Annotated in this window: 19 protein-coding genes; 15 read left to right on the top strand and 4 right to left on the bottom strand. The window is 67.8% G+C overall.

What is annotated here, in order from left to right; genetic code table 11:
* The first annotated feature begins 24 nt into the window (after positions 1-24).
* From der to AC07OX_RS02940, 9 genes are all read left to right on the top strand, one after another.
* A complete protein-coding gene (gene der, locus AC07OX_RS02980; RefSeq protein WP_062480763.1) occupies positions 25-1,368 on the top strand; it encodes a ribosome biogenesis GTPase Der in 1,344 nt (447 codons plus the stop codon).
* Positions 1,369-1,532: 164 nt separating this feature from the next.
* Positions 1,533-1,778, top strand: a complete 246-nt coding sequence (hfq, locus tag AC07OX_RS02975; protein WP_056582504.1) for an RNA chaperone Hfq — start codon at positions 1,533-1,535, stop codon at positions 1,776-1,778.
* A 53-nt stretch (positions 1,779-1,831) separates the two neighbouring features.
* Positions 1,832-3,001, top strand: a complete 1,170-nt coding sequence (hflX, locus tag AC07OX_RS02970) for a GTPase HflX (protein WP_095947220.1) — start codon at positions 1,832-1,834, stop codon at positions 2,999-3,001.
* Positions 3,002-3,075: 74 nt separating this feature from the next.
* A complete protein-coding gene (gene hflK, locus AC07OX_RS02965) occupies positions 3,076-4,452 on the top strand; it encodes an FtsH protease activity modulator HflK (RefSeq protein ID WP_070061003.1) in 1,377 nt (458 codons plus the stop codon).
* Between the two features lie 17 nt (positions 4,453-4,469).
* A complete protein-coding gene (hflC, locus tag AC07OX_RS02960) occupies positions 4,470-5,357 on the top strand; it encodes a protease modulator HflC (RefSeq protein WP_062480758.1) in 888 nt (295 codons plus the stop codon).
* Between the two features lie 37 nt (positions 5,358-5,394).
* Positions 5,395-5,583 carry a DUF2065 domain-containing protein gene (locus tag AC07OX_RS02955; RefSeq protein ID WP_062480756.1) on the top strand — a complete coding sequence of 63 codons (189 nt, stop codon included), beginning with the start codon at positions 5,395-5,397 and terminating at the stop codon, positions 5,581-5,583.
* Positions 5,584-5,627: 44 nt separating this feature from the next.
* Complete coding sequence (locus AC07OX_RS02950) at positions 5,628-6,788, top strand: ATP phosphoribosyltransferase regulatory subunit (RefSeq protein ID WP_495259808.1); 1,161 nt, start codon at positions 5,628-5,630, stop codon at positions 6,786-6,788.
* Positions 6,789-6,810: 22 nt separating this feature from the next.
* Positions 6,811-8,142: an adenylosuccinate synthase gene (locus AC07OX_RS02945; protein WP_062480752.1), complete on the top strand. Its 1,332-nt coding sequence runs from the start codon at positions 6,811-6,813 to the stop codon at positions 8,140-8,142.
* Positions 8,143-8,267: 125 nt separating this feature from the next.
* The gene (locus AC07OX_RS02940; protein ID WP_062480750.1) at positions 8,268-8,792 is read left to right on the top strand and encodes a phosphoribosyltransferase; all 525 of its coding nucleotides are present in this window, start codon (positions 8,268-8,270) and stop codon (positions 8,790-8,792) included.
* 31 nt (positions 8,793-8,823) lie between these two features.
* Here AC07OX_RS02940 and AC07OX_RS02935 read toward each other — a convergent pair whose 3' ends face one another.
* From AC07OX_RS02935 to AC07OX_RS02925, 3 genes are all read right to left on the bottom strand, one after another.
* Positions 8,824-9,291 (bottom strand): VOC family protein, encoded by a 468-nt coding sequence (locus AC07OX_RS02935; protein WP_495259807.1) that lies wholly within the window; start codon positions 9,289-9,291, stop codon positions 8,824-8,826.
* 75 nt (positions 9,292-9,366) lie between these two features.
* Positions 9,367-10,248, bottom strand: a complete 882-nt coding sequence (locus AC07OX_RS02930; RefSeq protein WP_495259806.1) for a helix-turn-helix domain-containing protein — start codon at positions 10,246-10,248, stop codon at positions 9,367-9,369.
* A 79-nt stretch (positions 10,249-10,327) separates the two neighbouring features.
* Positions 10,328-11,083 (bottom strand): M48 family metallopeptidase, encoded by a 756-nt coding sequence (locus AC07OX_RS02925; protein WP_495259805.1) that lies wholly within the window; start codon positions 11,081-11,083, stop codon positions 10,328-10,330.
* Between the two features lie 134 nt (positions 11,084-11,217).
* Here AC07OX_RS02925 and AC07OX_RS02920 point away from each other — a divergent pair, with 134 nt between their 5' ends.
* The 3 genes from AC07OX_RS02920 to AC07OX_RS02910 all read left to right on the top strand — a co-directional run bounded on the left by AC07OX_RS02920 (position 11,218) and on the right by AC07OX_RS02910 (position 13,657).
* Positions 11,218-12,411 carry a PLP-dependent transferase gene (locus AC07OX_RS02920; protein WP_070060997.1) on the top strand — a complete coding sequence of 398 codons (1,194 nt, stop codon included), beginning with the start codon at positions 11,218-11,220 and terminating at the stop codon, positions 12,409-12,411.
* 6 nt (positions 12,412-12,417) lie between these two features.
* Positions 12,418-13,383: a hypothetical protein gene (locus tag AC07OX_RS02915; protein WP_495259804.1), complete on the top strand. Its 966-nt coding sequence runs from the start codon at positions 12,418-12,420 to the stop codon at positions 13,381-13,383.
* A gap of 70 nt (positions 13,384-13,453) precedes the next feature.
* Positions 13,454-13,657, top strand: coding sequence for a hypothetical protein (locus tag AC07OX_RS02910; protein WP_062480739.1), 204 nt, complete (start codon positions 13,454-13,456; stop codon positions 13,655-13,657).
* Between the two features lie 93 nt (positions 13,658-13,750).
* On the opposite strand, the gene AC07OX_RS02905 is transcribed toward AC07OX_RS02910, so the two are convergent.
* Positions 13,751-14,386: an arylesterase gene (locus tag AC07OX_RS02905; protein WP_495259802.1), complete on the bottom strand. Its 636-nt coding sequence runs from the start codon at positions 14,384-14,386 to the stop codon at positions 13,751-13,753.
* A 36-nt stretch (positions 14,387-14,422) separates the two neighbouring features.
* Between AC07OX_RS02905 and AC07OX_RS02900 the strand changes: the two genes are divergently transcribed.
* The 3 genes from AC07OX_RS02900 to AC07OX_RS02890 are packed head-to-tail and all read left to right on the top strand — an operon-like array spanning position 14,423 to position 16,717.
* Entirely contained in the window at positions 14,423-15,145 is a 723-nt protein-coding gene (locus AC07OX_RS02900; RefSeq protein WP_062480734.1) for an ABC transporter ATP-binding protein, read from the top strand.
* 59 nt (positions 15,146-15,204) lie between these two features.
* A complete protein-coding gene (locus tag AC07OX_RS02895; protein ID WP_495259801.1) occupies positions 15,205-15,723 on the top strand; it encodes a ribosomal protein L7/L12 in 519 nt (172 codons plus the stop codon).
* Between the two features lie 4 nt (positions 15,724-15,727).
* On the top strand, positions 15,728-16,717 hold the full coding sequence (locus tag AC07OX_RS02890) for a hypothetical protein (protein WP_495259800.1): 990 nt from the start codon (positions 15,728-15,730) through the stop codon (positions 16,715-16,717).
* Positions 16,718-16,743: the final 26 nt, after the last annotated feature.

Here is a 16,743-nt window from a genome sequence, read left to right as displayed (position 1 = left end):
AACCGCGCCATCGAAAGGCCGGCCATGAAGCCGGTCGTGGCCCTGGTCGGCCGTCCCAACGTCGGCAAGTCGACGCTCTTCAACCGCCTGACCCAGACGCGCGACGCCATCGTCGCCGACTTCGCCGGCCTCACGCGCGACCGCCACTACGGCAACGGCCGCCTGGGCAAGCACGAGTTCATCGTGATCGACACCGGCGGCTTCGAGCCCGATGCCGGCAGCGGCATCTACAAGGAAATGGCCAAGCAGACGCGGCAGGCCGTGGCCGAGGCCGACGTCGTGATCTTCGTGGTCGATGCCCGCGAAGGCCTCTCGGCGCAAGACCACGACATCGCCAACGAGCTGCGCCGGCTGGGCAAGCCCTGCGTGCTGGCGGCCAACAAGGCCGAAGGCATGCACGACGGCACCAAGCTGGTCGACTTCTACGAGCTGGGTTTCGGCGACGTGCACGGCGTGTCCGCGGCGCACGGGCAGGGCATGCGCGACCTGGTCGAGCTGGCGCTCGCGCCGCTGAACCTGGCTGACCCGGACGACGAGGAAGACGAAGACGACGTCAACAAGCCGATCAAGCTGGCCGTGGCCGGCCGGCCCAACGTCGGCAAGTCGACGCTGATCAACACCTGGCTGGGCGAAGAGCGCCTGGTGGCCTTCGACATGCCCGGCACGACGCGCGACGCCATCTCGGTGCCGTTCGAGCGCAACGGCCAGCGTTTCGAGCTGATCGACACCGCCGGCCTGCGTCGCAAGGGCCGGGTGTTCGAGGCGATCGAGAAGTTCTCGGTGGTCAAGACGCTGCAGGCCATCGAGTCGGCCAACGTCGTGCTGCTGCTGCTCGACGCCACGCAGGGCGTGACCGACCAGGACGCGCACATCGCCGGCTACATCCTCGAAAGCGGACGTGCCGTGGTGATCGCCATCAACAAATGGGACGCGGTCGACAGCTACCAGCGCGAGCAGATCCAGCGGCAGATCGAAACCCGCCTGCCGTTCCTTAAGTTCGCGTCATTGCATTTCATCTCGGCCATCAAGCGCCAGGGCCTGGGCCCGGTGTGGCAGGCCATTGCGCAGGCCCACAAGTCGGCCACGCGCAAGATGTCGACGCCGGTGCTGACGCGCCTGCTGCTGGAGGCGGTGCAATTCCAAGCGCCTCAGCGCGGCGGCATGTTCCGGCCCAAGCTGCGCTATGCGCACCAGGGCGGCATGAATCCGCCCGTGATCATCATTCACGGCAATTCGCTGGAGCATGTGACCGACGCCTACAAGCGTTTCCTGGAAGGGCGTTTCCGCAAGGAATTCGACCTCGTGGGCACGCCCTTGCGGATCCAGTTCAAAAGCTCGCAGAATCCGTTCGTGGACAAGGACAACTGAGGGCGCTTGGCTGCCGATGGCAGCCGTTGAGCCGCAGCAGGAGCGGAAGTTCCGTCTTTTGAGAACCGTTATTTTCTCAAGGCTTTTGACCCCGATTGCTGCGGCGCAGAAACCCTGTGTTAAGGTCATCTCTCCAACAACTACTCTTGAACACGGAGAATATCGTGAGCAATAAAGGGCAACTTCTGCAAGACCCGTTTCTGAACACCTTGCGTCGCGAGCATGTGCCGGTTTCCATTTATTTGGTGAACGGCATCAAGCTGCAAGGCCAGATCGAGTCCTTCGATCAATACGTCGTGTTGCTTCGCAATACAGTGACGCAAATGGTCTACAAGCACGCCATTTCCACCATCGTGCCGGGTCGTGCCGTCAACTTCTCGGCCAACGAGAACGACGACGCCGCCGCCTGATCGCGCGGAGCGCGGCGGCAACCCCGCCGCGCTTTTTCCATATCTGATTCCGCTTGTCTGATTCGATCCCCCGCCAGGAAGGCGCCGCCGTTCTCGTCGGTGTCGATTTCGGGCTGCCCCATTTCGACAGCGAGCTCGAAGAACTCGGCCTGCTCGCACAAACCGCGGGCCTGACGCCCGTCGCCCGCCTGGCCTGCAAGCGCAAGGCGCCCGATGCGGCGCTGTTCGTCGGCAGCGGCAAGGCCGAAGAGATCAAGGAGCTCGCCGCCATGCACCGGGCGAGCGAGGTCATCTTCGACCAATCGTTGAGTCCTGCGCAGCAGCGCAACCTCGAACGCCAGCTCGATGTCGCGGTCTATGACCGCACCTTCCTCATCCTCGAGATCTTCGCCCAGCGCGCCCGTTCGCACGAAGGCAAGCTGCAGGTCGAGCTGGCTCGGCTGCAGTACCTGAGCACGCGCCTGGTCCGCCGCTGGTCCCACTTGGAGCGCCAGACCGGCGGTGCGGGTGTGCGTGGTGGCCCCGGCGAGAAGCAGATCGAACTCGACCGCCGCATGATCAACGAGTCGATCAAGCGCACGCGCGAACGCCTGGCCAAGGTGCAGAAGCAGCGCAGCACGCAGCGCCGCCAGCGCGAGCGCCGCGAGACCTTCAACATCTCGCTCGTCGGCTACACCAATGCGGGCAAGTCGTCGATCTTCAATGCGATGGTCAAGGCGCGCGCCTATGCGGCCGACCAGCTGTTCGCCACGCTCGACACCACCACGCGCAACCTCTACCTGGGCGACGCGCGCCGGCAGGTGTCGATCTCCGACACGGTGGGCTTCATCCGCGACCTGCCGCACGGCCTGGTCGATGCGTTCAAGGCCACCTTGCAGGAGGCGGTCGATGCCGACCTGCTGCTGCACGTGATTGACGCCTCCAACCCGCACTATCCCGAGCAGATGGCCGAGGTCCAGTCGGTGCTGCAGGACATCGGCGCAGGCGACGTGCCGCAACTGCTGGTGTTCAACAAGCTCGACGCCCTTGAAAGCGCGCAACATCCGCTGCATCTGCAGGACGAGATGGAAATCGACGGCGTGCAGGTTCCCCGCATCTTCCTCAGCGCCAGGACCGGCGAAGGCCTGCCGCTGCTGCGGGCCGAGCTGGCCCGGCAATCGGGTTCCGTCGCCGATACGATGACCCCTGAGGCGGACGCTGAATTGCACGATGCGGCCCCTTGATTGGGCACAATCCCGCCACTGACACGAGAACGAAGCGAATGAATGCAAAGCCAGCGCGGAGAGGGTTTCTGGGCATGTTCAACCTGAACGATGGCCGATGGGGTCGCGGCGACGAGCCGTCCTCCAACGGCGACCGCCCGGCCGGCAACCGGCCGCCCGATGCCGATCCCCCCGGCGCCCCGATCCCGCCGCCTTCGAGCGGCAACCAGAACAACAACGGCAACGGCAATCGCCCGCGCGGCCAGGGCCCGAACCAGGGCCCGCCCGACCTCGACGAACTCTGGCGTGACCTCAATCGCAAGCTCGGCGGTTTCTTCGGCGGCGGCAAGGGTGGCGGCAATCGCCCCAACGGCACCGGCGGCGGTGGCGGCAACGGCTACAAGCCCGACATGAAGAACGCCGGCTTCGGCATCGGCCTCGTGGCCGCCGTGGCGGTCCTGATCTGGCTCGGCACCGGCTTCTTCATCGTGAACGAAGGCCAGCAGGCCGTGGTCACGCAGTTCGGTCGCTACAAGTCGACGGTGAACGCCGGCTTCAACTGGCGCCTGCCATACCCCATTCAACGCCACGAAGTGGTGGTGACCACGCAGATCCGCTCCACCGACGTGGGCCGCGACGCCATCGTGCGTTCCACCGGCCTGCGCGAATCGGCCATGCTGACCGAAGACGAGAACATCGTCGAAATCAAGTTCGCCGTGCAGTACCGCCTGAGCGATGCGCGCGCCTGGCTCTACGAGAGCAAGTCGCCTGCGGAAACCATCGTGCAGGTGGCTGAAAGCTCCGTGCGCGAAGTGGTCGGCAAGATGAAGATGGACGCGGCGCTCGCCGAAGAGCGCGACCAGATCGCCCCCCGCGTGCGCGCACTGATGCAGACCATCCTCGACCGCTACAAGGTCGGTGTCGAAGTCGTCGGCATCAACCTGCAGCAGGGCGGCGTGCGTCCGCCCGAGCAGGTGCAGGCCGCCTTCGACGACGTGCTCAAGGCCGGCCAGGAACGCGAACGCGCCAAGAACGACGCCGAGGCCTATGCCAACAACGTCGTGCCACTGGCCACCGGTACCTCGTCGCGCCTGAAGGAAGAGTCCGAGGCCTACAAGGCGCGGATCGTGGCGCAGGCACAAGGTGACGCAGGTCGCTTCAGCTCGGTGCTGACCGAGTACCAGAAGGCGCCGCAGGTGACGCGCGACCGCATGTACACCGACGCCATGCAGCAGATCTACGCCAGCACGACCAAGGTGCTGGTCGACAGCAAGCAGGGCTCCAACCTGCTGTACCTGCCGCTCGACAAGCTGATGCAGCAAGGCGGCGGCAACACAGCCACGCCCGTGGACGCCGCCAGCCCCAGCGTGGCCGGCACCGCACCGACCCAGTCGTCGGTGATCCCGGTGGCGCCCGCCACCACCGACGTGCGCGCCCGTGACGGCCGCTCGCGTGACCGCGACGTGCGCTGAGAAAGGCCCGGAACAACATGAACAGAATCGGTTTCATCGCCACCTCGGTCCTCGTCCTGCTCGTGCTGCTGAGCTCGACCCTCTTCGTGGTCGACCAGCGCCAGTTCGGCGTGGTCTATGCCCTCGGCCAGATCAAGCAGGTCATCACCGAGCCCGGCCTCAACTTCAAGCTGCCGCCGCCGTTCCAGAACGTGTCGTACATCGACAAGCGCCTGCTGACGCTCTCGAGCCTGGACACCGAGCCCATGCTCACCGCTGAAAAGCAGCGCGTGGTGATCGACTGGTACGTGCGCTGGCGCATCTCCGACCCGCAGGCCTACATCCGCAACGTCGGCCTCGACGAGAACGCGGGCGCCATGCAGCTCAACCGCGTGGTGCGCAACGCGTTCCAGGAAAACATCAACAAGCGCACCGTGCGCGACCTGATCTCGGTGCGCCGCGAGGCCCTGATGGCCGACGTGCAGCGCGAAGTGCTGGCCGTGGTGAAGGGCGCCAAGCCCTGGGGCGTCGACGTGGTCGACGTGCGCATCACCCGCGTCGACTACGTGGAAGCCATCACCGAATCGGTCTACCGCCGCATGGAAGCCGAACGCAAGCGCGTGGCCAACGAGCTGCGTTCCACCGGTACCGCCGAAGGCGAAAAGATCCGCGCCGACGCCGACCGCCAGCGTGAAGTGATCGTGGCCAACGCCTACCGCGACGCCCAGAAGATCAAGGGCGAGGGCGATGCCCAGGCTGCCGCGACCTACAGCGAGGCCTTCGGCCGCGATCCGCAGTTCGCCCAGTTCTATCGCAGCCTCGAGGCCTACAAGCAGAGCTTCAACAAGAAGAGCGACGTGATGGTGCTCGACCCGTCCTCGGACTTCTTCCGCGCCATGCAGAGCTCCGGTTCGGCGCGCAAGTAACAACAGGCCGTCCGTTTCCGCTGTCCTGCCTGGAGCCGTGAGCGCCGACACCTTCTGGAGCGCGTTGGCGCTGGTCCTGGTGATCGAAGGCATCCTGCCTTTCGTCTCGCCGGGCGGGTGGCGGCGCGGCTTCAGCCAACTGCTGCAGCTGCGCGACGGCCAGCTGCGTTTCTTCGGTCTTTGCAGCATCCTGCTGGGTTTGGTACTGCTCTGGGTTCTGGGGTAGCTCGGGCCCGGTAGAATCCCGGTTTAACCACGCCCCCGATCCCCATGTCCGCCTGGGTCCTCCCGGATCACATTGCCGATGTGCTGCCCTCCGAGGCGCGCCACATCGAAGAACTTCGACGCCAGCTGCTCGATACCGCCCGTGGCTATGGCTACGAGCTGGTGATGCCGCCGCTGCTCGAGCACCTGGAGTCGCTGCTTTCGGGCACCGGCGAGGCGCTCGACCTCCAAACCTTCAAGCTCGTCGACCAGCTCTCCGGTCGCAGCATGGGCCTGCGTGCCGACACCACCCCCCAGGTGGCGCGCATTGATGCCCACCTGCTGAACCGCGACGGCGTGGCGCGCCTGTGCTACTGCGGTCCGGTGGTCCACACCCGGCCCGACCGCCCGCATGCCACCCGCGAGCCGCTGCAGTTCGGCGCCGAGATCTACGGCCACGCCGGCCTCGAAGCCGACACCGAAACCCTGCTGCTGGCGCTCGACTGCCTCGACGCCGCCGGCCTGCGCGACGGCGTGATCGTCGACCTGGCCGACGCCCGCATCGTGCGCGCGCTGTTTGCCGGCGTGCCGGTCGATGCCGCCGCGATCGCCCGCGTGCATGCCGCGCTGGCCGCCAAGGACGCGAGCGAGCTGCAGGCGCTCACCAAGGATTTCCCAGCCGCATCACGCGACGGCCTGCGGGCCCTCGTGGGCCTGTACGGCGATGTGGCCGTGCTCGACGAGGCCGCCAAGGCCCTGAAGGGCACGCCCACCGTGGTCGCGGCGCTGGCCGACCTGAAGCAACTCGCCGCCGGCCTGAACGGCACGGCAGGGCGCCAGATCAGCTTCGACCTGGCCGACCTGCGCGGCTACGCCTACTACAGCGGCATGCGTTTCGGCATCTACGTGCCGGGCGCGGCCGACTCGCTGGTGCGCGGTGGCCGCTACGACGAGGTGGGCGCCGTGTTCGGCCGCAATCGTCCGGCCGTTGGCTTCAGCCTCGATGTGCGCGAGCTCGTCGGCGTGCTGCCGGCCCGTCCGTTGCGCGCCGCCATCCGTGCGCCCTGGAGCGATGCGGCCGGCCTGCGTCAGGCGATTGCCCAATTGCGCAAGGCCGGCGAAACGGTAGTCTGCGTGCTGCCCGGCCACGGCAGCGAAATCGATGAATTCCATTGCGACCGCGAGCTCGTCGAGCAGGCCGGCCAATGGAATGTCCGAGCGATCTGAATTTTTAAGCAATGGAACGAGCATGAGCGTAACCACCGGAAGAAACGTGGTCGTCGTCGGTACCCAGTGGGGCGACGAAGGCAAGGGCAAGCTGGTTGACTGGCTGACGGAAAGCGCCCAGGGCGTGGTCCGTTTCCAGGGCGGCCACAACGCGGGCCACACGCTGGTCATCAACGGCGTGAAGACCGCGCTGCACCTGATCCCGAGCGGCATCATGCGGCCCGGCGTCAAGTGCTACATCGGCAACGGCGTGGTGCTGTCGGCCGCCAAGCTGTTCGAGGAAATCGAAGGCCTGGAGAAAGCCGGCGTCGAAGTGCGTTCGCGCCTGCGCATCAGCGAGGCCTGCCCGCTGATCCTGCCGTTCCACGCCGCGCTGGACATCGCGCGCGAGGCCTACCGCGAAAAGGGCGGCATCGAGAAGATCGGCACCACCGGCCGCGGCATCGGCCCGGCGTACGAAGACAAGATCGCCCGCCGTGCGCTGCGCGTGCAAGATTTGAAGCACCCCGAGCGTTTCGCCGCCAAGCTGCGCGTGCTGCTCGAGCTGCACAACCACGTGCTGACCCAGGTGCTGGGCGCGCCCGCCATCGACTACGACACCGTGTTCGACGAGGCGATGCGCCACGCTGCGCTGCTCAAGCCCATGATGGCCGACGTGTCGCGCGAGCTGAACGACGCCCACAAGGCCGGCGCCAACCTGCTGTTCGAAGGCGCGCAGGGCACGCTGCTCGACGTCGACCACGGCACCTACCCGTACGTCACCTCGAGCAACTGCGTGGCCGGCAACGCCGCCGCCGGTTCGGGCGTGGGCCCGGGCATGCTGCACTACGTGCTGGGCATCACCAAGGCCTACTGCACCCGCGTGGGCGGCGGTCCGTTCCCCACCGAGCTCGACTGGGCCACGCCGGGCACCCCCGGCTACCACATGAGCACCGTGGGCGCCGAAAAGGGCGTGACCACCGGCCGCAGCCGCCGTTGCGGCTGGTTCGACGCCGCGCTGCTCAAGCGCTCGGCGCAGGTCAACGGCCTGTCGGGCCTGTGCATCACCAAGCTGGACGTGCTCGACGGCCTCGAAAAGCTCGAGCTGTGCACCGGCTACGAACTCGACGGCGAAACCACCGACATCCTGCCGATGGGCGCGGACGAGATCGAGCGCTGCACGCCGATCTACGAAACGCTCGAAGGCTGGACCGAAAGCACCGTGGGCGTCACGCAGTACGACAAGCTGCCGGTCAATGCGCGGCTGTACCTGCAGCGCATCGAGCAGGTCACCGGCGTGCCGATCCACATGGTGTCCACGAGCCCTGATCGCGACCACACGATCATGATGCGCCACCCCTACCTCGCGGACTAAGTTCTCCCCCAGGCTTGCCCACTTCGTGTGGCCGCCAACCCCCTTCTGGGGCAACACCAGCGGCCCGGCAAAGCCGGTTCCGCGGTGTTCCACGAACGAGAAAAAAGACTGAAGGAATCCAGACCATGTTGACCGAAGACGGAAAGCATCTCTACGTCAGCTACGACGAGTACCACAACCTGATCGAGAAGCTCGCGATCAAGGTGCACCAGTCGGGCTGGGAGTTCGACACCATCCTGTGCCTGGCGCGCGGCGGCATGCGCCCGGGCGATGTGCTCTCGCGCATCTTCGACAAGCCGCTGGCGATCATGTCGACCAGCTCCTACCGCGCCGACGCCGGCACGATCCAGGGCCATCTCGACATCGCCCGCTACATCACGACCCCCAAGGGCGAGATCGCCGGCAAGGTGCTGCTGGTGGACGACCTGGCCGATTCGGGCCACACGCTGCACGCCGTGATGGACATGCTGCGCAACAACTACCAGCCGATCACCGAGCTGCGCAGCGCGGTCATCTGGACCAAGGCGCTGTCGACCTTCACGCCCGACTACTCGGTCGAGTTCCTGGCCACCAACCCGTGGATCCACCAGCCCTTCGAGGGCTACGATTCGCTCGGCGCCGAGAAGCTGATCGAGAAGTGGTCGGTCTGACGACCGGCCCTGGCACCACCGGCCGGCGCGCTCAGCTGCTACAGCTGCCGCCGCCGGGGGTGTCGAACATCGCGGTGTAGCGCCGCTGCATTTCCTCCGGCGTCAGCTTCTCGATGCTGTGCCCCACGTTCCACCGGTGACCGAAGGGGTCGCGGAACACGCCGGAACGCTCCCCATAGAACTGATCCTGCGGTGCCATGTCCAGCGTGGCGCCCGCGGCGACCGCGCGCGCGACCAGCGCATCTGCGTCGTCCACATGCAGGTGCAGCGAGACCGCGCTGCCGCCGAGCGCCTTGGGCGAGCGGATGTTGAACTCGGCGAACTCGTCCGAGATCATCAGGATCGCGCCGTTGTGAAAGTCCAGTTCGACGTGCCCGATGCGGCCGCTGGGCTCGGTCAGTCGAAAGATTTCCTTCACCTCGAACACGTGGCAATAGAAGTCGACGGCGGCGGCGGCGTTGTCGACGCAGAGGTACGGAAACAGCTCGTGGATGGCCATGGCGGGACCTGCCTTTCTTTCTTGAATCGGATGTTGAAACGGGGACCGTGGCGCCGATTCTGCGCAGCCCCGGCGCTAGCGTCTTGAAGGAATTTGACCTGCCGCGCAGACAGCCGGCACATGACGCGGCGACGTCGCACCCGTCTGCCGCCAGGCTTGCGGCGACAGGCCGGCCAGCGCCGAGAACTCGCGGCTCAGGTGCGCCTGGTCGCTGTAGCCCGCTGCGAGCGCGATGTCGGCCCAGGCGCGCGCAGGATCGTCGGCGGCCAGCGCCAGCACGCGGTCGAAGCGCATCACGCGGGCGTATTCCTTGGGCGCGAGCCCGACCGCCGCGCGGAACAGCGCGATGAAGCGCCGGTGGCTGTAGCCGCTGCGCGCCACCAGCGTGGCGATCGACGCGGGCGTGTCGCGCGTCATCTGCCCGAGCGAGGCGGCCACGGCCGGGTGCAGGCCGCGCGGGCTGGTGCGGGGCAGGGCGGTCGCGGCCAGGCGCCGGGTCAGCAGGGCCTCGAACACGTCCAGTTGCCGGGCCGGGTCGTCGGACGATGCATGCAGTTGTTCGAGCGCGTCGGCGGTCTGCCGCTCGCCCCACAGCGCGTCGAGCGGCGTGTGGCGACCACTCAGAGCGTCTTCAGGTGCGCCGAGCAGCAGCCGGGCGGCACCGGGGTGCAATTGCGCGCCGACCGAGCGTGTCGCCACCGACACATCGCGCAGATAGAACGCGGCGCGCGCACCGCCGACGATGGCATGGCCGACTGTGTGGCCGCGCAGGTCGCATGTGTCGTCGAAGAGCCGCAGCGGCGGCCCCGAAAGCCGGAACACCAGGTGCATGCCGCCCGTGGGCAGCACGTGCTCGCGGGCGCCGGTGCGTGTGTCGGGTGTGCCCTCGGGCGCCGAGGCCCACAGCAGCCGCAGGAAGGGCCGCAGATGAGGGGACGGGGGCCGCGTCAGCTGCATGGCGCGACGGGCCCCGGCAAGGGCGGGCGGGTGAGCATCGGCGCATTGTGCGCCGAGGAACCGCCCGGGCCCAGGCGGCTTACTTGCTCGTTGCGAGGCGCTTCTGGATGTTGGCCGCGCGGTCGCCGGAAGCGGGGTGCGAGCTGAGCATCGAGCTCTTGCCGCCGTCGAGCTTGGCCAGCTTCTGGAACGCGGTGACCAGGCCTTCGCGCTTGAGCTTCTGCGCGGTCAGCAGGTCGAAGGCGTAGTTGTCCGAGTCGGTTTCCTGCGACTGCGAGAACTGCGCGTTGACCAGCTTCTCGGCGAAGTCGCCGATCTGCGAGGACGACAGCTGCGTGATCGCCGCATTGCCCGTGGCGCCGGCCAGGCCGCGCGCGGCCGACACGGCGTAGGCGGTCTGCATGGCCTTCTTGCTGTGACCCAGGGCGACGTGGCCGATCTCGTGGCCGATGATGCCGCGCAGCTCGTCGTCGTTCATGAGGTCCATGAGGCCGCTGTAGACGCGGATGCAGCCGTTGCCCATGGCCCAGGCGTTCACGTCCTTCGTGAGGTAGACCTTGTAGCTGGCAGGCTGGCCACCGATGGTGGTGGGCAGGCCCTGGCGCACGCGCTCCAGGCGCTTGCTGTAGGCATCGGCGGGGCCCGCGACCTTGGAGCTCTTGTCGAGCTCGGCGCAGGACTGGTTGGCCAGGGCCTGCACGTCGCCGTCGGTGAGCGACATGGCCTTGAAGGCGCTGCCGCCGGCGCCCGCGAGCGCGTTCGAATCCAGGTTCTTCATGCCGCCGCAGGCGGACAGGGCCGCAGCGGCCGTGATGGTGATGAGCAGATGACGCATCGAGAAAATCCTCCCTTTATTTTCGGAGGGGCAACTCTATCCGCAATGCACGGGCGATCCGGCCAAGGCCGTCGACATCGCACGGAGAATGTCACGGCCGTCGAGGGTTCCTCGCGGAGCGCTAGCATCGGCACATGAGCAAGCCTTCCACGACCCTGATCCACCATCCCTACACGCCGCCGGCCACCTTCGCTGCGCCGCAGCCCGGCGTGTTCAAGGCCTCGACCGTGTTCTTCGCCGACGTCGCCGCCATGCGCGCGCGCGACTGGAAGACCAAGGCCGGCTACACCTACGGCCTGCACGGCACGCCCACCACCTTCACGCTTGAGGAGCGCCTGGCCACGCTCGAAGGCGGCACCGAATGCCTGCTCGTGCCGAGCGGGCTGGCCGCGATCTCGCTGGTCTCGTTCGCGTTCCTCAAGACCGGCGACGAGGTGCTGATTCCCGACAACGCCTACGGCCCCACCAAGGCGCTGGCCACCGGCGAGCTCGCCAACTTCGGCATCACGCACCGCCTGTACGACGCGATGAATCCGTCCGACCTGGAAGCCAAGCTTTCGCACCGCACGCGGCTGGTGTGGCTCGAAGCGGCAGGCTCGGTGACGATGGAATTCCCCAACCTGCCGGCACTGGCCGAGGTCTGCCGCGAGCGCGGCGTGATGACCGCACTCGACAACACCTGGGGCGCGGGCCTGGCCTTCGCGCCCTTCGATTTCAACGGCACGGGGCAGGGCGTCGACGTGTCGGTGCACGCGCTCACCAAGTACCCCAGCGGCGGTGGCGACGTGCTCATGGGCAGCGTGGTCACGCGCGACGAGCGGCTGCACCGCGCGCTCAAGCTCACCCACATGCGCACCGGCTTCGGCATCGGCGTGGGCGACGTCGAAACCCTGCTGCGCTCGCTGCCGAGCATGGCGCTGCGCTACGCCGCGCACGACCGCGCGGCGCGCGAGCTGGCCGGCTGGCTCAACGGCTGCGAAGAGATCGCGCAGGTGCTGCACCCCGCGCTCGAGGATTCGCCGGGCCACGCCAACTGGCGCGCGCTGTGCGGCGCCACCGACCTGGCCGCGGGCCTGTTCTCGGTGGTGTTCGACGAGCGCTTCAGCACCGAGCAGGTCGATCGCTTCTGCGACAGCCTGAAGCTCTTCCGCCTCGGCTATTCGTGGGGTGGCCCGATCAGCCTCGTCGTGCCCTACGACATCGGCCTGATGCGCGACGCCAGCGTCGCCCGCTGGCCCTACAAGGGCACGCTGGTGCGTTTCTCGGTCGGCCTGGAGGACGTGGATGACCTGCGTGCCGACCTGCAGCAGGCCTTGCTGCAGATGTAGGCGCTGTTGCGCGCAGTGGGCAGGAAACACCGCAAGAGCCAGCGCGTCGGGCCGCCGGCTGCGCGCGATGCGGCGCAGCCCGCGTCACGGGCCGTCGCGTCGCGGGTGCTGGGCGTGCCCGCGCAGGTGCTGGAGGCGCTCGCGCAGTCCGGCCCGCTGGAAGGCGTGCCCGACCTGCGCGGTACGCGGCTCTTCATCGGCGGCTTCGTGGCGTTTTTCGCGTTGATCGCGGCAGGGCTCGTCGCCGCTGTGATGCTCGAGGAGGACTGGTCCAACGCGCGCGGCAACGAAGCGATCCTCCTGCTGCTCGGACTGCTCCTCTTCGGGGTGCTGGGCAGCGGCATCTGGTATTTGCTGCGCCAGTTTCCGCGCGTGGGCGAGGGGATGCTGCGGATCGACGCGAACGGCATGTGCTGGGGCGATCCGGCATCGCCGCAGGTGGTGCATTGGCGCGAGGTGTGCCGTGCGCGCGCAGGTTTCCATGACGTGAAGACCGAGTTCGTATCGAGCCAAGCCATCGTCAAGCGGCTGGTGTTCCAGCAGGTGACGCGGGGTGGCGAACCCAGGGAAATTCGGCTGCCCCTGGCGCTGACCGTCGACACCGGCCGTGTCCTTCGCTTTCGCAACCGGACCGTGCTGCTGCGCGCGTTATTGCTGCACCTGGCCACCCAGCCGAGGCCGCGCCTGCGCTTCGACGCCGAGGTGTTCATCGACGCCGGCATCGACCCGCAGACCTGGGCGCCCATGCCCGCCCCGAGGCGCTGGATGTGGCTGTCATCGCTCGCCGGGCTGTTGCCGGTGCTGGCCGTGATCGTTCTCTGGCCGATGGGCGAACACATCGGATGGATGGTGGCCACTACGGTCCTGGCCTTGGTGGCCGGCGCGGGGGCCATGGGCTGGTTCATGCACCAGCGTTATCCGGGTTTGCAAGGTGTGTTCGAGTTCGAAACGGCCGCCGGTGCCGCGTCTTGAGACTGCACCGTTATCGCTTACAGTAGGCTGAAGCGCAGTCACCCTGACTGCCTCGCCTGAAGGAGAAGCAGTGGCAACACCCAATTACGGCTACGAGAAGCGCCAGAAAGAGCTGGCCAAGAAGAAAAAGAAGGAAGAAAAGCTCCGGGAGAAGGCGAACCGCAAGCTCAATCCGAGCAGCGACGGGCTGGCCCCCGGAGACCCGGAGACCGACGTGGCATCGCTCGAACGCGATCCCCCCACGGCGCCCGAGTTGCCGACCAAGAACGGGTGACCGCTCGTTCCTGGCACCCCTGAAAACAGAAAAGCCGCTGCAGGCGCAGGCCTGCGGCGGCTTTTTCTTTGGGGCGCGCGCAAGGAGGCGAGGCTACTTGGGCAGCAGCTTGCGCAGCTCCGGCCAGACGTTGTCCAGGATCTGCGGCTGCGCCGCGGCGGTCGGGTGGATGCGGTCGGACTGGAACAGCGTCATGGCGTCGGGCGCATCGGCCACGCCCTTGAGCAGGAAGGGCACCAGCGCCGACTTCGTCGCGCCCGCCACCTTCGCGAACACGGCCTCGAAGCGCCGCGTGTAGTCGCCGCCGTAGTTCGGCGGCACCTGGATGCCGACGATCAGCACCCGCGCGCCCGCGGCCTGTGCGGCCTTGGTGATCTGCAGCAGGTTGTCTTCGGTGTTCGACAGCGGCAGGCCGCGCAGGGCGTCGTTGGCGCCCAGCTCCAGCACCACGTGGCTGGGCTTGTGCTGCACCAGCAGGGCGGGGAAGCGGGCGCGACCGCCGGAGCTGGTATCGCCGCTGATGCTGGCGTTGACCACCGAGGCTGCGATCTTCTGCTGCGCAAGCCTTTTTTCCAGCAAGGGTACCCAGCCTTCGCCGCGCTTGAGGCCGTACTCTGCGCTCAGCGAATCACCGAGCACGAGGATCACCGGCTTGCCGGCCGATGCCGCCTGTGCCTGGGCCGCAGCACCCGTCCATGCCCCCGCGCTGCCGAGCGCGGCGGTGGTCAAGATAAAGTCACGTCGATTCAAAACGAAAAGCCTTTCATGTCCCAACCCCCGTCTGATGCCATTGTCGCCGTCGAGCATGTCTTCAAGTCCGTCACCGACTCGGCCGGCACGCTGGACATTCTGCAGGACATCCATTTCACCCTGGGCGCGCGGGAAACCGCCGCCATCGTCGGCGCCTCGGGCTCCGGCAAGAGCACTTTGCTGTCGATCATTGCCGGGCTGGACACGCCCACGCGCGGCACGGTGAAGCTGGCGGGCGACGACATCTTCGCCATCGACGAGGACGAGCGCGCCGCGCTGCGCGCCCAGCGCGTGGGCTTCGTGTTCCAGAGCTTCCAGCTGCTGGGCAACCTGAGCGCGCTCGAGAACGTCATGCTGCCGCTGGAGCTGGCCAACCGCAAGGACGCGCGCAAGGCCGCCACCGAGATGCTGGGCCGCGTCGGGCTGGGCCAGCGCCTGGGCCACTACCCCAAGGTGCTGTCGGGCGGCGAGCAGCAGCGCGTGGCGCTGGCGCGGGCCTTCGTGGTGCAGCCGGCCCTGCTGCTGGCCGACGAGCCCACCGGCAGCCTCGACTTCGCCACCGGCGAGCAGGTCATGAAGCTGATGTTCGACCTGAACCGTGAGCTGGGAACCACGCTGGTGCTGGTCACGCACGACCGCAGCATCGCCTCGCAGTGCGAACGGCGCATCACCATCGAAGCCGGGCGCGTGGCGCTCAACGAAAAAACACCCGAATCGACCGTGGCTCAGGCCGCCTGAGCCAGCAAAAAAGACAGCGCCCGGCTCCCGCGGCGCTCCCCGAACACAGAGGAGAGTTCATGACCCAGCTTCCCCCCGAGGCCATCGCCGCCCTGGAGCGCGGCAACCTGATCGAGGCCATCAAGATCGTGCGCGAGCGCACTGGCATGGACCTCAAGTCGTCCAAGGAGGCCGTCGAGCGCTATGCCCACAGTGGCGCGGTCGCCACCGGCGCGCCGGCCGACTGGCAGGAAGGCGACTGGGGCCGGGGCGACGCCGGGGCCGAGACGGGCGGCATGCAGGGCAACGGCCCCGCCGCGGTGCCGGCCGCCGCGCTCGCGGCCCTGGCGCGGGGCCAGAAGGTCGAGGCCGTGCGCCTCACGCGCGAGGCCACCGGCCTGGGCCTGGCCGAGGCCAAGCAATTGGTCGAGGCGCACCAGAACCCCGCCGCCGGCGACTTCGGACACCTGCCGTCGAGCCCGGCGGCGAACCCGATGGCCGAGCCGGGCCGGGTGACCGGCGGCGGCTTCAAGTGGCTGCCGGTGATCGTCGTGCTGCTGATCGCAGCGGCGGCGTGGTCGTATTTCAAGGGCGCCTGAGGCCGTGATCGTTCCCCAGTTCTGGGCCGAAGGCCGTATCCAGGAGCGGGTGGCCGGCCGGCAGGTCACGGTGCGCCGCTTCGGCTGGTCCGACGACAGCCCGCTCGCCGCGCAGGCCCATGCCGACCAGCGCACGCGCGAGGCCTATGACCGCATCGTGGTCGACGGCGAAAAGCTGGAGCGTCGCGAACGCAAGCTGGCCTACAACGGCGCCAATGGCGTGCCGATCCGCGAGGAGATCGTCGAACGCCAGGGCGACAGCGTCGTCACCCGCAACGGCTACGGCGCGCGCTGCCTCAACACGCCCGACGTGCTGTTCGTCGACGTCGACTTCGAGGTCCAGGATTTGCGCGACAGCACGCGCGGATTGACGGTGATCGGCATGGGGTTCATTGGGGCGCTGGTTGCGGGTTACGGCACGCGTTCGGCGATGGCCGGAGTGGTCGCGTTCATTCTGGTGGCAGCCTTCGGCTTCTGGCGCGCCCGCTACGAGGGGCTGCGCCTCACCGAGGACAAGAGCGATCCGCTGGAGGGCGCACGGGCACGTGTCGAGCGCTTCATCCACCAGCATCCCGACTGGCACCTTCGGCTGTACCGTACGCCGGCCGGGCTGCGCGTGCTGGCCATGCACGATGTCTTCGCGCCGTCCGACGCCGCCGTGACCGACGTGTTCCAGACGCTGGGCGCCGACAAGGTCTACGCGCGGATGTGCCGCAACCAGAACTGCTTTCGCGCCCGCCTGAGCGCCAAGCCCTGGCGCGTGGGCATCGCCGAACACCTGCGGCCGCGCCCGGGCGTCTGGCCCGTGTCGCCCGACCGGCTGCCCGCGCGCGACGCCTGGGTGGCGCGCTACGAAAAGGCGGCCGAGGGGTATGCCGCCTGCCAGTACCTGGGCAGCGTGGGCAACACGCTGAAGGTGCACATGAACGCCCTGGTGGTGCAGGAACTGCACGACGACCGCACCCGCGCGAACAGCGGTTTGCCGCTGGCCTGAGGGCGAGGGCGCCGCGCCCTCGATAA

This window comes from Variovorax sp. GW821-FHT09D07 (genome assembly GCF_059416345.1).
Note: the sequence above shows the minus strand (reverse complement) of the source record. Positions and strands in the feature narration are given on the sequence as shown.